Genomic DNA, 20,036 nt, shown 5'->3' with positions numbered 1-20,036 from the left:
CCGTGGACGATCGCTGGGCAGGTCGACCCGCTCAGGTGCGTCGCGCAGGTGTTCGAGCCAATAGGCCAACTGCTCGGTACGACGCTCGCCGGCCAGCCAGTCGCGTTGCCAGGCGGCATAGTCGGCGTATTGGATCGCCAGGGCTGGAAGCGGATCCGCCGCGCCCTGGCGGAACGCTTTGTACAAGGTTGACAGTTCGTCGATCAGCACCCCGATGGACCAGCCGTCGGCGATGATGTGGTGCAAGGTCACGTGCAGCACGTGGCAGCAAGGGTTCTGCCGCACCAGCAGCACCCGTAGCAACGGGCCTTCGCTCAATGAGAACGGCTGGGCAGCTTCGCTGGCCATGACTTGTTGCAGGCGGGCCGGGTCGCTAGCGTCCAGCGCCAGGCGGGCGAACGCCATGCGCGGCTGCGCGTCGATGACCTGGCGGACTTCTGCGTCCTGCTCGATGAAACGGGTACGCAGCACGGCGTGGCGTTCGACGATGCGCGTCAAGGCGTTGCGCAGCGCCGTTTCGTCCAGTTCGCCATCCAGGCGCAGGGCGCCGCTGATGTGGTAGGCGGCGCTCGCCTGCTCATCCAGGCGGGCGATGAACCATAGACGTTGCTGGGCAAACGACAAGGGACGCGCAACGCTCTGCGGCAGCACCGTGATCGGCGCCAGGGCGCTGCGCGTCGCATTGCCCATGACGCTGGCCAGCGCGGCCACGGTCGGGTGCGCATACAAGGTCGCCAGGGGCAATTCCAGCCCCAGGCGCTGGCGCACCCGGGAGACCCATTGCACCGCCAGCAGCGAGTGTCCGCCGAGCTCGAAGAAATGATCATGACGTCCCACCTGGGCGACGCCCAGCAGGTCGCGCCAGATTTCGGCCATGAGCGTTTCCTGTTCACCGCTTGGCGCTTCGTAAGCCTGGGCGGTCCAGGCGTCTTCGTCGGGCACCGGCAAGGCCGCGCGGTCGAGTTTGCCGTTGGGGGTCAGGGGCAGCGCGTCCAGGGGCATGACCAGCGCTGGCACCATGTATCCCGGCAAACGACTCGCCAGGGCTTCGCGCAGCGCTGTTGGGGTCAACGGCGCTGCGTCCGCCGTCGCCACGGCATAGGCCACCAGCGCGGGCTCGCGACCATTACGCTGGACCGCCAGCACTGCTGCGGCGGCCACGTGTGGAAGCGCGAGCAGAGCCGCTTCGATTTCCCCCAGTTCGATGCGAAAACCACGAATCTTGACCTGGAAATCGTTGCGCCCCAGGTAATGCAACTGGCCGTGGGCGTCCCAGAAGCCCAAGTCGCCAGTGCGGTACAGCCGCGCCGTCGGCTCGGCACTGAACGGGTCGGGCAGGAAGCGCTCGCGGGTCAGTTCGGGGCGCCGATGGTAGCCACGCCCCACGCCGGCCCCGCCGATATACAACTCGCCAGTCACGCCCACCGGCAGTGGTTGCCGCGCGTCATCCAACACGTGCACCTGAGTATTGTCGATGGGCCGGCCAATGTGCGGGACAAAGCCGCGCGCGCGGTCCATCGAGGCCCAGGTCGAATAGACCGTGGTCTCGGTCGGGCCATAGAGGTTGTTGACTTGGCGCACCGCGCCATGGGCGAACAGCCGCTCGACCAAGTGTCGTGGCAGCGCTTCGCCGGCGAGGTTGACGGTGCCCAGCGAGCCCGGCAGCGCATCGGCGCGCAGCAAGGCGTCAACGGCCGAGGGCACACTGTTGAGCAGGCTCAGGGCGGGACGGTGCTCGAGCAGGGCAAGGGCGTCGTCGACCAGTTCGAGGGAGCCGCCGCAGGACAACGGTGCGAAGCATTCGAACACCGACAAGTCGAAGTTGATCGAGGTGCTGAACAGGCTGTGGGCAAGGGTTTCAGCGCTAAAGCTACGCAGGGCCCAGTCGAGGAAATTGCGCGCGTTGCGGTGTTCGATCATCACCCCCTTGGGTTGCCCGGTAGAGCCGGAGGTGTAGATCATGTAGGCCAGGTGGCTGCCCTCCAACGCCACAGCCAACGGCGTCGTGTCGCCGGTGTGCAACGCCTCGTCGACATTGAGCCGCCGGCAGGTATCGGCGAGGGTGAGGCCCAGCGGCGCGTCGCCCATCGTCAGCACCGCCACGGGGGCACTGTCGTCGAGCATGTAGGCCAGGCGTTGAGTCGGGTAGGCAGGGTCCAGCGGGACGTACGCGCCGCCCGCCTTGAGCACGGCAAGCAGCGCGACGATCAATTCCGGACAGCGGCGCAAGTGAACACCGACCCGTGTCTCGGGCCCGACACCCAGTGCTTGCAGTTGCCGGGCCAGGCGATTGGCCTGGCGGTCGAGCTGTCCGTAGCTGAGCACGCGCCCCTTGCACCGCACCGCCTCAGCCTCCGGGGTCAAGCGAGCCTGTGCTTCGAACCGCTGGTGCAGCAAGGCACGTTCGGGCTGCGTACGCTGCGTGGCGTTGAAGCGGGCCAAGCGCTGATGCTCGTCCGCCGGCAGGATGTCGAGGGTTTGGGCGAGCTGTTGCGCGTTGTGATCCAGGGCTTCGACCAGGCTAACGAGGGCACGGTGCAGGAAGGACCAGACTCGTTGCGCCCCCACCGAACCGGCAATTTGCGCAGTCACGCCGAAGCCTTGGCCAAGGTCGTCCACCGAAACAGTGAAGGGATAGTTGGTGCGTTCGGCGCTGCTCAGCACCTGCATGCCCTCGACACTTTGGTGTGGCGTGTCTTCCAGGCTGTAGCGAAAATTCAGCAGCGCGGAAAACAACGGCGTGCTGGCCGGCACGCCGCTGCAGCGTTGGGCCATGGTCAACGGTGCGTGCTCATGTTCGAGCAACGCCAGCAAGGCCTGATGGGTACGTTGCAGACTGTCGCTTACCGAGGTCTGCGCGAAGCCGATGCGCAGCGGTAAGGTATTGATGAAAACCCCCAACGCCTGATCGGCGCCTTGCACGCCTTGCAAACGACCGAGCAAGACTGTGCCGAATACCACGTCGGCGCGACCGGTGGCCTTGCCCAACACCAGCGCCATGGCCAGGTGAAACAGACTGGCGACGCTCACCTGATGGCGCCGCGCCGCCTGGCGCAGGGCGAGCGCCAGCGTTGGGTCCAGCGACCCGTGGGCCTCGTCGATTTCGCCGGTATTTTGCACATCCAGCAGGCCAAACGGGGCGGTGGGTTCGCTGACGTCGGCAAGCATGGTTTGAAAAAAAGCCTGCTGCCGGGCACTGTCCTGGCCGCGCCGGGCGTGCCCGACGAAGGTCCGGAACGGCACCGGTGCGCGCAACTGCGCCGCGCGGCCCTGCTGGATCAGCACGATTTCCTCGACCATGCGTTCCAGGGTGGTGTGGTCCAGCACCAGGTGATGGTGCAAGACCTGCAGCAACCAACGTTGCTGGCCGGCGTCGAACGCCTTCACCACCCGTAGCAGCGGCGCCTGGCGGATGTCCAGGCGTCGCTGCCGGGGATTGGTGTGGGCCTGTAGTTGAGCGAGCGCATCGACTTCGGTAATGCGCAGGATCTCGATGGGCAGCGGCGCCTCCCGCCAAACCACCTGCACGGGTTGCTCCAGGTCTTCCCAGGCCAGGGCGGTGCGCAAAATGTCGTGGCGGGCGATGACTTGTTGCAGCGCCAGGCAAAAAGCGTCCAGCCGGGCTTCGTCGGCGAAGGCCAGGGTGGTGTGCAGCAGGTAGGTGTCGCCTTCGTCCTGCAACAAATAGTGAAAGAACAGGCCTTCCTGCAACGGCGCCAGGGGATAGATGTCCTGCACGTTGGCCGCGCCGCCCTCGACGCTGGCGACGATGCGGTCGATCTGCGCCTGGGTCAATTCCACCAACGGCAACAACTCAGGCGTGATGTGGGTGCAGCCCAATGGCAGGGATGCTCCCATTGCTGCGGGATCATGACTGGGGGATGTTTCGCGGTGCGCCAGCGCCGTGGCCAGTGCGGCGATGGTGGGCGCACCGAACAGGGTGCGAACATCGATGCCCCAGCCTTCTGTACGCATCTGCTCGACCAGTTGCACCGCCAGCAGCGAATGCCCACCGAGGGCAAAGAAGTTGTCCTGGCGCCCCACCCGCGGCACACCAAGGACCTGGGCCCAAAGCTCGGCCAGGCGGGTTTCCACCAGCCCTTGCGGCGTTTCATAACGTTGCTGGGCAAAATGAGTTTCGTCGGGTTCGGGCAGGGCGCGACGGTCCAGCTTGCCGTTGGCGGTCAGGGCAAAACTGTCCACCTGGACGAAGGCGGCGGGCAGCATGTAGTCCGGCAGCACGGCGGCCAGGCGCGCACGCAACTCGCTCGGCTCCTGGACCGTGGTGGCGGTGAAATAGGCCAGCAAACGTTGCCGGGCATCGGCCAGGACCACGGCTTCGCTCACCTCGTGCAAGGCCTTGAGCTGCGCTTCGATCTCGCCCAGTTCAATGCGAAAGCCACGGATCTTGACCTGGAAATCGTTACGTCCCCGGAACATCAGCACACCGTCGGCGCGCCAGCGAGCCAGATCGCCGGTGCGATACAGACGCGAGCCCGGCTGGAACGGGTTGGGCACGAAGCGTTGTTCGCTCAGTTGCGGCTGGTTCAAGTAACCCAGGGCCAACCCGTCACCGCCGATGTACAGCTCGCCAGCGACGCCAATGGGCAACGGACGACGCTGTTCGTCGAGCACGTAGACCTGGGTGTTGCCGATGGGTTTGCCAATCGGAATATCACCGTTCAGGGCGTCTTCAAGGGTGATGCGGTGGGTGGTGGCAAAAGTAGTGCTTTCGGTCGGCCCGTAGCCGTTGAGCAGGTGTTGGGGCGGCGAATGGCGCAGCACCTGGGCAATACGTCGAGGGTCGAGCACATCGCCGCCGACCATCAGGTAGCGCAGGCTGCGAAACGCCGGGGCCAAGGGTTCGGCAAACTGATGAAAGAGCCCGGCGGTGAGCCACAGCACGCTGACTTCATGGTGCAGCAGATGTTCATTGAAGCGCGCAGCGTCGAGCAGGGTGTCGCGCGGGCAGACCACCAGGCAGCCGCCGTTGAGCAATGCGCCCCAGATTTCCAGGGTGCAGGCATCGAACGCCGGGTTGGCGGCCAGGGCAATCCGGTCCTGGGCGTTGAACTCGGCGAAACCGTTGTTGCGCACCAGCCGGGTAACCGCACGGTGGGGGACTTGCACACCCTTGGGCGCGCCAGTGGAACCGGAGGTATACATGATGTAGGCGGTCGCTTCGGCAGACACCGAAGGATGCTGGCGCGGCGTGGCGAGAGAGCCCTGCGCCAGGGTGTTTTCCCAGGTTGCCAAGGCCAGGTGTCGGACCGTCGGGTCGAGCACGCTGGAGGGCAGTTCGTCGGTGAGCAACCAGGCACTGCCGCAATCGTGCAGCAGGGCACGTTGCCGTTCCAGCGGGGTGGCCGTGTCGATGGGCACGTAGGCCGCGCCGTTTTTCAGAATCGCCAGGATTGTCGCGACCAGACGCGGGCCGCGGTCCAGGCACAGGGCCACCCGATCACCCGGTTGCACGCCGTGTTCGGCCAGCCAGTTAGCCAATTGTTCGGCGTAATGGTCGAGCTGACGATAGCTCAGCGAGTGGTCGCCATCCTGCACCGCCGTCGCCTCGGGTCGACGCTGTGCCTGGGCCTCGAATAACGCGTGCAGCGGCTCGGCTGCCGGGTAGTCGAGGGCGCTGGCATTGAAGGCATGCAGCACTTGTTCGCGCTCGGCTGTGCCGAGAATCGACAGCCCATCGAGGGGTTGCTGGTCATCGTCGACCATGGCCTGCAACGTGGCGCACAGGGCCTGCCAATGCCGTTGCACGGTGCTGGCCTCGAACAGCGCCGTGGCATAGGTCAATCGACCGCCAATCACGCCGTCGCGTTCGTACAGGTTAAGGGTCAGGTCGAATTTGGCGCTGTCTTCGTCGGTGCTCAGCGGCGTCAATTCCAGGGCGCCCAGTGCCAGGCTCGGCTGCGGAGCGTTCTGCCAGGCGAACATGACCTGGAAGATCGGACTATGGGCCAGCGAACGGCTTGGATTCAAGGCCTCGACCAGATGCTCGAAGGCGACCTCCTGATGGGCCTGGGCGTCCAGCGCGGTGCGCCGCACCTGGGCGAGCAATTGCGCAACCTGGCTGACCTCGTCGAGCCGTATACGCAACGCTTGGGTGTTGACGAAAAAGCCGATCAGCGGCTCGACTTCGACACGGGTCCGGTTCGCCAGCACCGAGCCGATCACCAGGTCATTCTGCCCGGACAACCGCGCCAGTACGATCGACCAGGCGGTCAGGACGGTCATGAACAAGGTGCCGCCGTGCCGGTCGCTCAGCTGTTTGATGGACTGGACCAAACCTGCGTCGATGCTGACTTCCAGGCTGGCGCCGGTGAAATCCTGGTGCGCTGGACGTGGCCGGTCCAAGGTCAGGTTCAACAGTGGCGGGGCGTCTTCGAGCTGGGTGCGCCAGTAAGCCAGTTGTTCGGCGATTCGTTGTGCCTGGCGCGGTGAGCGTTGCCACAGGGCGTAGTCGGCGTACTGGATGGCCAGCGGCGGCAGCGGGTCGGCTTGGTCCAGGACAAAGGCCCGGTACAGTTCGGTCAGTTCGCGGGTGAGCACCCCCAGCGACCAGGCATCGCCGACGATGTGGTGCAAGGTGACCAGCAGGACGTGCTCCTGGTCGGCCAGGCGCAATAGGCGCGCACGAATCAACGGGCCCCGCGCCAGGTCGAACGCCGCCTGCGCTTCGGCGGCGCAGCGGGCCTGGAATATCGCCTGTGGGTGGCCGCGCAGGTCTTCGTTGGGCATGACGAAAGCCTGCGGTGGGTCGATGACCTGGACCGGTTCACCACCTTCGGACACGAAACGGGTGCGCAAGGCTTCATGCCGCTCAACGATGCGTGACAGTGTCGCGCGCAATGCCGATTCGTTTAACTCTCCGCGCAAATGCACACCACCGGCCATGTGGTAGGCGGCGCTGGCCTGGGTATCCAGGTGGGCGATAAACCACAAGCGTTGCTGGGCAAACGACAGCGGCAGCCGTGCCGGCCGCGCAACGGCCGGGATGGACGCCGCACCGTATTGTCCGGACGCGGCCAAGGCTTCGATAGCCCGGGCCTGACGCTGCAGGGTTGGCTGGTCGAACACACAGGCCAGTGGTAGCTCGACCCGCAATTGCTGACGCAGTTGAGAAATCAACTGCACCGCCAGCAGCGAATGGCCGCCGGCTTGGAAAAAGTGCTCGTCCCGACCGACCCTTGGCACCCCCAACAAGCGGCTCCAAATGGCCGCCAACTGGATTTCCAGCGGGCCTTGGGGCGGTTCGAAGTGCCCGGCCGCGCCATGCTCGGGAGCGGGCAGGGCGCTGCGATCGAGCTTGCCATTGGGCGTCAGCGGCAGGGCCGACAGAGCTACGTAAGCGCTGGGCTGCATGTACTCCGGCAGGCCTGCGGCCAGGGCGTCGCGCAGTTGTACCTCGGACACCGACACGCCTGGCTGGGCCACCCAGTACGCCACCAAGCGTGGGTCCCCGGCCACATCTTCCCGAGCGATCACCACGGCGTGCTGCACGCCCGACACCCGGCCCAGGGCCGTTTCGATTTCCCCCAGCTCGATGCGATAGCCACGCACCTTGACCTGGAAGTCGTTGCGCCCCAGATAGAGAAGCTGACCCTCGGCGGTCCAGCGGCCCAGGTCTCCGGTGCGGTACATCCTCGCGCCGGGCTGGGTAGCGAACGGGTCCTCCAGGAAGCGCTCCGCGCTCAGTGCTGGTCGATTCAGGTAGCCACGGGCGACCCCGGCGCCGCCGATATAGAGCTCCCCGACCACGCCCAGCGGCACCAACTGCCGATGGGCATCGAGGATGTACACCCGGGTGTTGTCCAGCGGTCGCCCGATACCGGGTACGAAACCCTGCTCGCGGCTCATCGACACCCAGGTCGAATACGTGGTGGTTTCCGAAGGACCGTACAGGTTGCACAGGCGCTGCACCGCGCTATGGGCGAACACTTGCTCGACCAGGCTTTGCTTGAGGGGCTCGCCAGCCAGGTTGACCACACGCGTCGAGGCCGGGATCGCCTGGGCACCGACCAGCGCGTCAAGCGCCGAAGGCACGCTGTTGATCAGCGTCACCGGCACCGGGCAGTCGAGCAAGGCCAGGGCATTGCGGGCCACGTGCAAGGTCGCGCCAGCGGCCAGAGGGACGAAATACTCGAACACCGCCAGGTCAAAGTTGATCGAAGTGGCAAACAGGCTGTCCCGCAGGCTGACCGCGTCGAATGCGTGCAGCGCCCAGTTCAGCAAGTTGCAGGCGTTGCGGTGCTCGATCATCACGCCTTTGGGCGTGCCCGTGGACCCCGAGGTGTAGATCACGTAGGCCAGGTGCGCGCTGGTCAGGCCCAGGCTAGCTGGATCGGGATTGTCGCAGGGGAGTTCGGCCAGGCTGGCCTGGGTGTGGGGGGCGTCCAGGCACAGCAGCTCGCAACCAGTGGGCGCTGGAACACTGGATTGCAGGGCGCGAAGCGTCAACAGCGCCCGCGGCGCGCTGTCTTCGAGCATGTGCAGCAAACGTTCCCGTGGATACGCCGGATCCAACGGCACATAGGCGGCGCCGGCCTTGAGAATCCCGAGCAGGGCGATCAGCAGGTGCGGGCCGCGTTCCAGGCAGATCGCGACACGGCTGTCGGGTTCGACCCCGGCCTGCAATAGACGGTGCGCCAACCGGTTGGCCTGGGCATTGAGCTGCCCATAGGTCAGCGGACTCGAGCCATCGGCGGCCTCGAAACGTGCGGCGATGGCTTGTGGTTGCCGCTCGGCCTGTTGCTCCAATGCCAGGTGCAGCAAGCCCGGGCCAGGAAGGGTGCGAGTGGTGGCGTTGAAGGTGCGCAACAGCCGTTCTTGTTCCGCACCAGGCAGCACTGAAAGCTGGCATGCCAGGGTTTGTGGGTGCCGTTCGAGGGCCTCGAGCAGGTTCTGCAGCGCTGTGTTCAGCCAGTCGAGCACCGGTTCGGCACCGACCTGGGCGTCGATTTGCAGGCTCAGCGAAAAACCTTCGCCCAGATCGTCCACCGATAAATTGAATGGGTAGTTGGTGCGTTCCTCGCCACCCAGTACGCGCATGCCAGCCAGCACTGGGGCGTGCTCGGTGGCGGCGCTATGCCGGTAGTTGAGCAACGCCGAGAACAGCGGCGTGCCACTGGGCAAGGCACTGCAACGCTGGGCCAGGCCGAGGGGCGCGTGCTCGTGGGCAATCAGCCGGCTGAGCAACGTGTGGGTGTCGCGCAGCGCCTGTTCCACCGGCACCGCCAGGCGCACCCGCAATGGCAGGGTATTGATGAACAGCCCCATGGCGGTCGCGGCTTCGCCAGCGCCGAGCAATCGACCGAACATCACCGTGCCGAACACCACATCGTCGCGGCCGCTGGCCTTGCCCAGGACCAAGGCCCAGGCCAGGTGCAACAGACTGGCGCTGCTGACGCCCAGGTTGCGTGCGAGCAGACGGATCCGGCGACTCAGATCGATCGCCAGCGGTGCCTCCAGGGTTTGGACCTGGCTGCCATCGCCGCGTACGTCGAGCAGCCCGCACGGCGCGGTGGGTTCATCGATATCGCCCAGCAGCTCGGTGAAGAACGCGGCATGTTGCGCGTCGCTCAGTCCCTGGCGAGCGCGCAGTACGAAATCGCGGAACGGCTGCGGTGGCTGCAGTTCGGCCAGCCGACCTTGCTGGATCGCCGCGACCTCCCGAACCAGCCGTTCCAGCGAGGTGTGATCCATTACCGCGTGGTGGTGCAACAGTTGCAACAGCCAGCGGCCGGCGCTTGGGTCCTCGGCGGCCACCGCGCGCATCAAGGGCGCCTGGCGCAGGTCCAGGCGCTGCTGCCGTGGATCGGTGTGGGCGCGCAATGCAGCCTCGACATCGGCCTGGGCGGGGTTGATCAACTCCAGTGCCAGCGGCGCCTGGCGCCAGACCACCTGCACCGGTTCATCGAGGCCCTCCCAGGCCAAGGCGGTGCGCAGGATGTCATGGCGGGCGATGGCTTGGTTGAGCGCGTCCATGAAGCGCCGCAAACAGGGCTCGTCGTCGAAGGCCAGCAGCACGTTCAGCAGATAGGTGTCGCCGCGCTGTTGGAGCAGGTGATGAAAGAGAATGCCCGCTTGCAAGGGCACCAGTGGGTAGATGTCCTGGATATTGGCGGCGCCGCCCGGTACGCCGGCAACGATGCTGGCGACCTGGGCTTCGTCCAGCTGGCAGAGGTCGAACATCGCTGGGGTAACGTGCGTGGTTCCCTTGGGCAATCCGCTCTCGAGGGGCGGTAGCGCGACAGGCTGGCGCAAGGCTTCGATCAGTGCCGGTTTGTGGCTGCGCAGCAGCGCGATCAGCTCCTGGTCGGCCAGGACCTGATCGTCGGCCACCACCGATAATTGATCGCCGCGCAATGACAGGGTCACACCACGTTGTTTGAGCAAAGCCAGCAGTTGAGCCGCAGTCACAGGAGCATCTCCTTCAAAGGGGTAGTGGCCGCGGCCAGACCTGCCAGGGTCGGGGCGGTGAACAGTTGGCTGATATCCACCCGCAAGCGCTGCTGGCGCATGCGCTCGACCAGACTCATGGCGATCAACGAGTGACCGCCCAGGGCAAAGAAATTGTCGTGGCGACCGACCCGCTCGACATTCAGCAGCTCGCACCAGAGCGCCGCCAGAGTGATCTCCACCTCACCTTGCGGGGCTGCATAGTTCGTTTGCACAAAGGCCTGGGCGTCAGGTTCTGGCAGGGCGTTGCGGTCGAGCTTGCCGTTGGCGGTCAATGGCAGGCTGTCCAGGCGCACATACGCGCTAGGCAGCATGTAATCGGGCAAACGTTCACCAAGGGTGGTGCGTGCCTGGCTCGGGGTGGGCAGGGCCGAGCCTTGCAGGTAGGCGACCAGGCGCGTCACGCCATGGCGGTCGGCGCGCCCCACCACCACGGCCTGGCGCACGCCGGGCAGCGCCAGTAGGTGGCTTTCGATTTCACCCAGCTCGATGCGGTGCCCATGGATCTTCACTTGAAAGTCCGTGCGCCCCAAGTAGCTGAGGCTGCCATCCAGCTCCCAGCGGCCGAGGTCACCGGTGCGATAGAGCCGCGCGCCCGGCTGGCGGGTAAACGGGTCGACAATGAAACGCTCGCGGGTCAGGTCTTCGCGTTGCCAGTAACCACGGGCCACGCCATAGCCACCAATATGAATTTCCCCAGCCCCCCCCAACGGCGCGCGTCGGCCATGGCCATCGAGCACCTGCACCTGAGTGTTGGGCAGCGGCTGGCCCAGGCTTGGCTGCGAATGGTGATCGAGCCAGGCGCTGGTGGTGTCGACCGTGCATTCGGTGGGGCCGTAGACGTTCAACACGCGTACCTCGTACTCGCCGGCCAACTGCGTCCACAACTCGCTGGACACCGCTTCGCCGCCAAGCAGGATGCGCCGCGGCAACGGCTCGGCCGCTGCCAGCGTTTGTCGGTGCTTGAGCAAGGCCTGCATCTGGCTTGGGGTGCAATCGAATACAGTGACCTGCTGGGCGCTGAGGTAGCCGAGCAAGGCGCCTGCATCCAGACGCACGCGTTTGGGGACCAGCACCAGGCAGTGGCCGCTCAGCCATTGGCAGAGCTGCTGCACCGAGGCATCGAAGGCGACAGAGGCGTTGAGTGAACAGCGCGTACCGGGCGGCAGATCGTCCAGGCGCTGGCGCAACCCGGCCCAAAGGTTGAGCACCGAGCGGTGTTCGACCATGACGCCTTTGGGCTGTCCGGTGGAACCTGAGGTATAGATCAGGTAGGCCAGGTCGCTGGGCTGCTGTCCCAGCGCGGCGCCATCGGGGTTGTCTGCGCAGGCCTGCTGCCAGGCCGCGAGCCCTTCCGATTGTGCATCGAGGCTGAGCAACGGTCCGCCGTCGAAAGACGGTAGCCGGTCGCGCACGTGTTCCTGGGTAAGCAGGGCGGCCGGGGCGCTGTCGCTGAGCATGTAAGCCAGGCGTGTCACCGGGTAGTCCGGATCCAGCGGTACATAGGCGCAACCGGCTTTCCACACTGCCAGCAGGGCGATCGCCAGATGGGCCTCGCGTTCCAGGCAGACCGCGATGCGCTGGCCGCGCTGTATACCCATCGCGAGCAGGTGATGGGCCAGGCGATTGGCCTGTTGGTTGAGCTGACGAAAGCTCAGGGCTTGGTGTTCGTCGATGACCGCCAGGGCGTCCGGGCTGCGCGCGGCCTGTTCGGCAAAGCGTTGTTGGAGGGTCGCGGCGGGGGCCTGCGCGGCGAGCGGTGGGTTGAGGCGGTCCAATTGCGCCTTTTCTTCGGCTGGCAGCACGCACAATTGCAGCACGGAGGTATCGCCGGCTTGCTCCAGCGCTTCCACCAACGCACCCAAGGCTTGCTGCATGAACCCGACGAGCCGGGCCGGGGCGTGCCCGGGGTGGGTCTGGGCGGTCAGTTGAAAACCTTCGCCCAGGTCGTCCACCGCCAGGTTGAACGGATAATGGGTGCGCTCTTCGCTGTGCAACAAGCTCATTCCCGGCATGGCCTGGCGCAGGTTCGCCTGCTCGGCATGGCTGTAGCGGTAATTGAACAACGCGCTGAACAGCGCGGTGCCCGCCGGCATGGCGCTGCAACGCTGGGCCAAGGCCAGCGGGGTCTGCTCGTGGCTCAGCAAACCGTTCAAGGCATGCTGCACGCGGGCCAGCACTACCTGCACACCGTCATCCAGGCGCACGCGCAACGGCAAGGTGTTGATGAACAGCCCCACGGTCCGGTCCGCGTGGGCCCCGGCCTGCAGACGCCCGAACAGGACCGTGCCGAAAACCACGTCATCGCGCCCGCTGAGGTGACTCAAGACCAACGCCCAGGCCAAGTGACAGATACTGGCCGCGCTCACCCCGTGGGCGCTGGCCTGTTGACGCAAGCGCCGAGCCAGTTCGGTCGGCAGCGCTTGCCGGTGTTCCAGAGCCTGCCAGCGCGGATCGGTTTCCAGATCGATGGCAAAGGGCAGGGTGGGTTCCTCCAGGTCGCCCAACTGCTCGCTGAAAAATGTCCGCGCAGCCGCCTCGACGTGCGCCTGTCGAGCCTGGGCCACCAACCCACGGGTGCTGGTGGGTGGCGGCAAGTCTGCCTGGCGGGCGCCTTCGATCAGGGCGATCTCCTCGATCATCAGCTCCAGCGACGTGTGATCCACCACTACGTGATGATGCAGCAGCAACAGCAACCAGCGCTCATGGACGGCATCGAACGCCTCCCGCGCCTCGATCAGCGGTGCCTGGCGCAAGTCGAGTCGGTAATGGCGGGGATCGGCGCTGGCCTGCAATTGCCCGGCGATGTCGTCACCGCTGAATAACAGGCGACGAGGCACGAAGGCCACCTGGCGCAAGACCACTTGCAGGGGTTCGTCCAAGTCTTCCCAGAGCACCAGGGTGCGCAAGGCGTCGTGCCGGGCGATGACCTGCTCCAGTGCGGCGCAGAAGCCTTGCAGGCGTGCCTCGTCGGTAAACGCCAGCAGGCTGCGCAACACGTAGCGATCCCCGGCGCTTTGCGCACGATGGTGATAGAGCATGCCTTCCTGCAAGGGTCCCAGCGGATAGATATCCTGGATGTTGGCGGCACCGCCGGGGACCCGGGCAGCGATCAGGTCGATCTGGGCCTGGGGCAACTCGATCAGGTCGAGCATCGACGGGGTGATCTGTGAGCAAGGGGTAGGAATGCGCGTGGCACTGGCTTCAGGCGCGGCGCCAGTGCCGAGTGTCTCCAGACGCTGGGCCAAGGTGGCAAGGGTCGGGCGTTCGAAAACGCTGCGGATGTCCAGGTCCCAACCGTTGCGCCGCAGTTGTTCGAGCAGTTGTACCGCCAACAGCGAGTGCCCGCCGAGGCTGAAGAAGTCATCCTCGCGACCGATGTCCGGTTCACCGAGTACCTGCGTCCAGATCGCTGCCAGGCGTCGTTCGGTGGCCCCGCGTGGCGCCTGTTTGGCGTGGCCACCGGACGCTGCCGCAGGCGCTGGCAAAGCTTGGCGATCGAGTTTGCCGTTGGGCGTCAGCGGCAGGCTGGCCAGGACGACGCATGCACTGGGCAGCATGTAGTCCGGCAAACGGCTTTGCAGATGGGCGCGGACTTCGGCCAGAACCGGGGCAGGGCTGGCGGCGTCATGGGGCACCAGGTAGGCGACCAGGCGCGAGTCGCCGGAAGGGCCGGGTTGAGCCACTACCACCGCTTCGCGCAGGCCCGGCATGCCGAGCAACTGGGTTTCGATCTCACCCAGTTCGATGCGAAAGCCGCGTACCTTGACCTGGAAATCGTTACGCCCCAGGTATTCCAGGTGACCATCGGCACGCCAGCGCCCCAGATCACCCGTGCGGTACATACGCGCGTCGGGCGTGGTGACAAAAGGGTCGGGCAGAAACCGCTCGGCGCTCAGCTCCGGCCGGTTCAGGTAGCCGCGCGCCACGCCCGCGCCGCCTATGTAGATTTCCCCGGCCACCCCCAGCGGCACCGGCTGGCGATGGCGATCGAGCAGGTACACGCGGGTGTTGTCCAGCGGTCGGCCAATGCCGGCCACGTAGCCCTCTTCGCGACGCATCGACAACCAGGTCGAGTAGGTGGTGGTTTCCGTCGGTCCGTAGAGGTTGCACACTCGACGCGTGGCGCTCTGGGCGAACAGCTGTTCCACCAGGCGCGCCTTGAGCGGTTCGCCGGCCAGGTTGACGACTCGGGTCGCGCCGGGGATGGCGCCGATCCTGAGCAGTTCCTCGACCGCCGAAGGTACGCTGTTGATCAGCGTTACGGCGCTGGCCTGCGAAACCAGGGCCAAGGCATTGTCGACCAGTTGCAGGGCTGCGCCGGCGGCTAGGGGGACAAAGCATTCGAACACCGCCAGGTCGAAATTGATCGAGGTGGCGAACAGGCTGCGTTGCAGTTCATCCGCCTCGAAGCTGCGCAGGGCCCAGTGCAGCAGGTTGCAGGCGTTTCGGTGTTCGATCATCACGCCCTTGGGCAGTCCGGTCGAGCCGGAGGTGTAGATCACATAGGCCAGGTGCGCCGCGTGCAGGCCGTTGACGTCGGGATTTTCCATCGGCAAGGCGGCCAACTGTGCTTGCAACGCTGGGGCGTCCAGCTCCCAGCGCTCGGCCGTCGTCGCGGCCGGTAGCCGACCTCGAAGTGACTGGCTGCTCAGGACCAGGCGCGGTGCGCTGTCTTCGAGCATGTGCAGCAGGCGGGCCGGCGGGTAAGTAGGATCCAGGGGCACGTAGGCGGCGCCGGCCTTCAAGATGGCCAGCAAGGCGACCAGCAGGTGCGGGCCGCGCTCCAGACAGATCGCCACCCGATCATCGGGGCGCAATCCGGACGCCAGCAAGGCATGGGCCAGTTGGTTGGCCTGGCGGTTGAGCTGGCCATAGGTGAGCGTCGTGGTACCGGCGGTTGCGGTTGCAACATACGCGGCCACGGCGTCGGGGCGCAACGCGGCCTGCTGTTCGAAAGGTTGTTGCAGCAGGGTGTCACGTGGGTGCGGCTGATGGGTCGCGTTGAACCCTTCCAGTACCTGTTCGCGTTGCCTCGCGGGCAAGCTGTCGAGTGTGCTGGCAAGGGTCGTCGGCGCCGTTTCCAAGGTCTGCGCAACCAACCACAGGGCTTGGACCATGTGCGCCAGGACCGCTTCGGCGCAGACCGAACGCTGGATTTGCGCGGTCAGGGCAAACCCATCGCCCAAGTCATCGACAGACAGGCAGAACGGGTAGTTGCTGCGTTCCTCGCTGCCCAGCACCTGGATGCCCGGCAGGTCGAACTCCGGGCGTGCCGAGTGCTGGGCCTGGCTGTGGCGGAAGTTCAGCAGGGCCGTGAACAGCGGCGCCTGGGCTGGCAAGGCGCTGCAACGTTGTGCCAGGGCCAGGGGCGCGTGTTCATGGGCGAGTAATTCGATCAGCCGCGTATGGATCTGACGCAACGCAGTGTGCAGTGGTGTGTCGAGGTCGATGCGCAGTGGCAGAGTATTGATGAACATGCCCAGGGCCCGGTCGACCTGCTGGCCCCCGGTGAAACGCCCGAACAGCACCGTGCCGAAGACTACGTCGTCACGGCCACTGGTCTTGCCGACCAGCATCGCCCAGGCCAGGTGGAACAGGCTGGCGACGCCCACCCCTTGGGTCTTGGCCAGGCGCCGCAAGCGCAGGGACAAGGCCGGTTCGAGCTGACACTGCGCCTCGCGATTGTCACGGCCCGTGCCTTGGATATCGTGCAGACCATAGGGCAGGGTCGGTTCGTCAACGTCGCCAAGCAGGCGCTGGAAATATGCCTCGGCGCTCGCTTGACGCCGAGGCTCGCGGGCCTGGGCCACGAACGGGCGAAATGGCACGCTAGGCGGCAGCCGATGATCGGGATCGAGCATCAAGGCGCGGACTTCGGCAAACAGCAGGCCCAGGGTGGCATGGTCGATGGCCAGGTGGTGGTGGACCAATTGCAACTGCCACTGTTGCCGGGGCGCGTCGAAGCGCGTGAACGCCTGCGCCAACGGCGCGCGACGAATGTCCAGCGCGCGCTCGGCAAAGGTTTCCCCATCGGCGAGGTGGACCACGGGCAGACGGGCAGTGCGCCAGACCACTTGCACCGGCTCGTCCAGGCCCTCCCAGAGCACCGCGCTGCGCAGGATGTCATGGCGGGCAATCACTTGGTCGAACGCTGCGATGAACCCTTGCAGGCGCTCTCGGCTGTCGAAGGCGAGGGTGGCTCGCAGCAGGTAGGCATCGTCCGTGGGCTGCAGCAAGTGTTGGAACAGCAGGCCTTCCTGCAACGGCGCGAGGGGGTAGATGTCCTGCACGTTGGCGGTGCCGCCGTCGACGCTGGCGACGATGCGATCGATCTGCGCTTGGGGCAGGTTCACCAGCGGCACATTTTCTGGGGTAATCCGGACACAGTGCGGCGGGATGGACGCTGTTACCGCTTCGCAGGCCTCGACTGGCTCGCCAGGGTGTTCCAGCGCCAGGGCCAGGTTGAGCAAGTTGCTGGCGTTGAACAACGTCCCGACATCCAGGCTCCAGCCCTGCACGCGCAATTGTTCGACCAATTGCACCGCCATCAACGAGTGCCCACCGAGGGCAAAGAAGTTGTCCTGGCGTCCCACCCGCGGCACACCAAGGACCTGGGCCCAAAGCTCGGCCAGGCGGGTTTCCACTGGCCCTTGCGGCGCTTCATAGCGTTGCTGGGCAAAATGAGTTTCATCGGGTTCGGGCAGGGCGCGACGGTCCAGCTTGCCGTTGGCGGTCAGGGCAAAACTGTCCACCTGGACGAAGGTCGCTGGCAGCATGTAGTCCGGCAGCACGGCGGCCAGGCGCGCGCGCAACTCGCTCGGCTCCTGGACCGTGGTGGCGGTGAAATAGGCCAGCAAACGTTGCTGGGCATCGGCCAGGACCACGGCTTCGCTCACCTCGGGCAAGGCCTTGAGCTGCGCTTCGATCTCGCCCAGTTCAATGCGAAAGCCACGGATCTTGACCTGGAAATCGTTACGTCCCAGGAACATCAGCACACCGTCGGCGCGCCAGCGAGCCAGATCGCCGGTGCGATACAGACGCGAGCCCGGCTGGAACGGGTTGGGCACGAAGCGTTGTTCGCTCAGTTGCGGCTGGTTCAAGTAACCCAGGGCCAAGCCGTCACCGCCGATGTACAGCTCGCCAGCGACGCCAATGGGCAACGGACGACGCTGTTCGTCGAGCACGTAGACCTGGGTGTTGCCGATGGGTTTGCCGATAGGGATATCACCGCTTAGTGCGTCTTCGAGGCTGATGCGGTGAGTGGTGGCGAAGGTGGTGCTTTCGGTCGGCCCGTAGCCGTTGAGCAGGTGTTGGGGCGGCGAATGGCGCAGCACCTGGGCAATACGTCGAGGGTCGAGCACATCGCCGCCGACCATCAGGTAGCGCAGGCTGCGAAATGCCGGGGCCAAAGGTTCGGCAAACTGATGAAAGAGCCCGGCGGTGAGCCACAGCACGCTGACTTCGTGGTGCAGCAGATGCTCATTGAAGCGCGCAGCGTCGAGCAGGGTGTCGCGCGGGCAGACCACCAGGCAGCCGCCGTTGAGCAATGCGCCCCAGATTTCCAGGGTACTGGCATCGAACGCCGGGTTGGCGGCCAGGGCAATCCGGTCCTGGGCGTTGAACTCGGCGAAACCGTTGTTGCGCACCAGCCGGGTAACCGCACGGTGCGGTACTTGCACACCCTTGGGCGCGCCAGTGGAGCCGGAGGTGTACATGACGTAGGCGACGTCGCCTGCGCTACTCGCCAGTAGACGGCTTGGGCCAGCGGTCGGGTCTTCGGTCAAGGCCTCGACATCGATGACCAGGACGCCATCCTTCGGCGCTGGGCTGTCACCTGCGCTGAGCAGCCAAGCCGTGCCGCAATCCACCAACACTCGCGCTTGATGGGCGGTCGGGGCATCTCGATCGATGGGCACATAGGCCGCTCCGCGTTTCAAGATCGCCAGGATCGACACGATCAGCGACGCGGCCCGAGCCATACACACCGCGACCTTGCTGCCGGTCTCGACGCCACTTGCCGCCAGGTGGCGAGCCAACCGTTCAGCGCGCTGATCGAGCTGGCGATAGCTCAGCGAATGGTCGCCATCCAGCACCGCCGTCGCCTCGGGTCGACGCTGTACCTGCGCCTCGAACAACACATGCAGTGGCTCATTGGCGGGGTAGTCACGGGTGGTCGCATTGAATTTTTCAATGACCTGATGCCGTTCGGTGTCATCGAGCAACGGCCAATCGGCCAGCGCCCGGGTGGGGTCGGCGAGCACCTGCTCGGTCAAGTGTTCGAGCCGCCGCAGGTGCGCGGCGATCTGCTCGGCGTTGAACAGCCGCGGGTCGTAGTTGAGCTCCAGGAACGGTTCGGTTTGGGCCTCATAGTCCCGCAGGTAGACGGCCAGCGGATAACGCTCATAGCCGCTGTGCCAGGTGCGCAGCGAGCAACGCGCCGACCCCAGGTTGACATCGCCGGGGTACTGTTCGACCGACAGCATCAGTTCAAACAGGTGGCCGGGATGTCCGGCCCGTGCGCGTAGTTCGCGATGCAAGGCTTGCAATGGGTAGCGTTGGTGCCGATAGCTGCGCAGGGTCTGGCCGGCGACCTGTTGCACGGTTTGGGTAAAGTTGGCTAGAGGATCGACCGCGACCGCCAATGGCAACACCGAAGAAAACATGCCCACGGTACGTTTTTGCAAGGCGTTGGCGCGGTTATGCACCGGCAGACCGATGACCAGGTTCTCCCTTTGATCCGTCACCCGGCTGAAGTAAGCGGCCAGTAAGGCGCTCAGACAATGGCTCAGCGTAGCGCCCTGAGCTTTTGCCAACTGGCTCAGAGCATCCAGGCGCTGTGTCCCCAATGGCCAGGTCGCCTGGGCGCTGACAGCATGAGCGGCTGCATTGGGCTGTGGCTGGCGTTTTACGCTCGGTGACCGGGCGGCCTGGAACAACGGTTCCGGCAGCGCCGCAAACTGCTCCAGCCAGTATTCACGGGCCTTGTCGTAGCGCGACGAGCGCAGGTACTCCTGGTCCCTGGCCGCAAAGGTTCGGTAGCCTCTCGCCAGTTCCGGATCCAGCACCGGCTGCTCACCGCGCAGCAACTGATTGTAAGCCGCACTAACGGCCTGGCCGACCAGGCCCACCGACGTGCCATCACAGATCAGGTGGTGATACCGGCTGTTCCACAGGGCCTCGGTGTCGGACAACTGGAACCATTCCATGCCCCACAACGGTTGATCATAAAGTGCGAACGGCGTGCGATTCAGTTGCGTGATAGTGGCCAGGGCCTGGGCGCGTGCCTCGGGCTCGCCGCGCCAGTCATGGTAGGCGAAAGGCGCCTCCAAGTCGGTGGCTACCCGTTGCTGCGCGTGCCCGTCACTTTCGCTGAAGATCAGCCGCAACGCATCGTGTTGAGCGACTACCACCCGCACCGCAGCGGCAAATACCGCAAGGTCCACCGCACCGTGGATCTGCACCGTGACGCCGATGTTGTAGGAGGGGATATCGGGCGATAATAACTGGTCGAGCCAGACGGATTGCTGCGTGGAGCTTAACGAAAAGCATCGCGGTTCGATCAT

Annotated in this window: 2 protein-coding genes (1 of these 2 only partly in view); both read right to left on the bottom strand. The window is 65.5% G+C overall.

Translation table 11 applies throughout. From position 1 onward, the window contains the following. Positions 1-10,431, bottom strand: the 5' portion of a protein-coding gene (locus EPZ47_RS14975) for a non-ribosomal peptide synthase/polyketide synthase (RefSeq protein ID WP_135845500.1). Its footprint begins 7,371 nt before the window's first position; 10,431 of the gene's 17,802 nt are visible here — the first part of the coding sequence; the start codon lies at positions 10,429-10,431; the stop codon falls past the left edge of the window. Then, entirely contained in the window at positions 10,428-20,036 is a 9,609-nt protein-coding gene (locus tag EPZ47_RS14970; RefSeq protein WP_135845499.1) for a non-ribosomal peptide synthetase, read from the bottom strand. Before EPZ47_RS14970 ends, EPZ47_RS14975 begins: the two co-directional genes overlap by 4 nt.

It is taken from the genome of Pseudomonas viciae, assembly GCF_004786035.1.
GTDB lineage: Bacteria > Pseudomonadota > Gammaproteobacteria > Pseudomonadales > Pseudomonadaceae > Aquipseudomonas > Aquipseudomonas viciae.
Note: the sequence above shows the minus strand (reverse complement) of the source record. Positions and strands in the feature narration are given on the sequence as shown.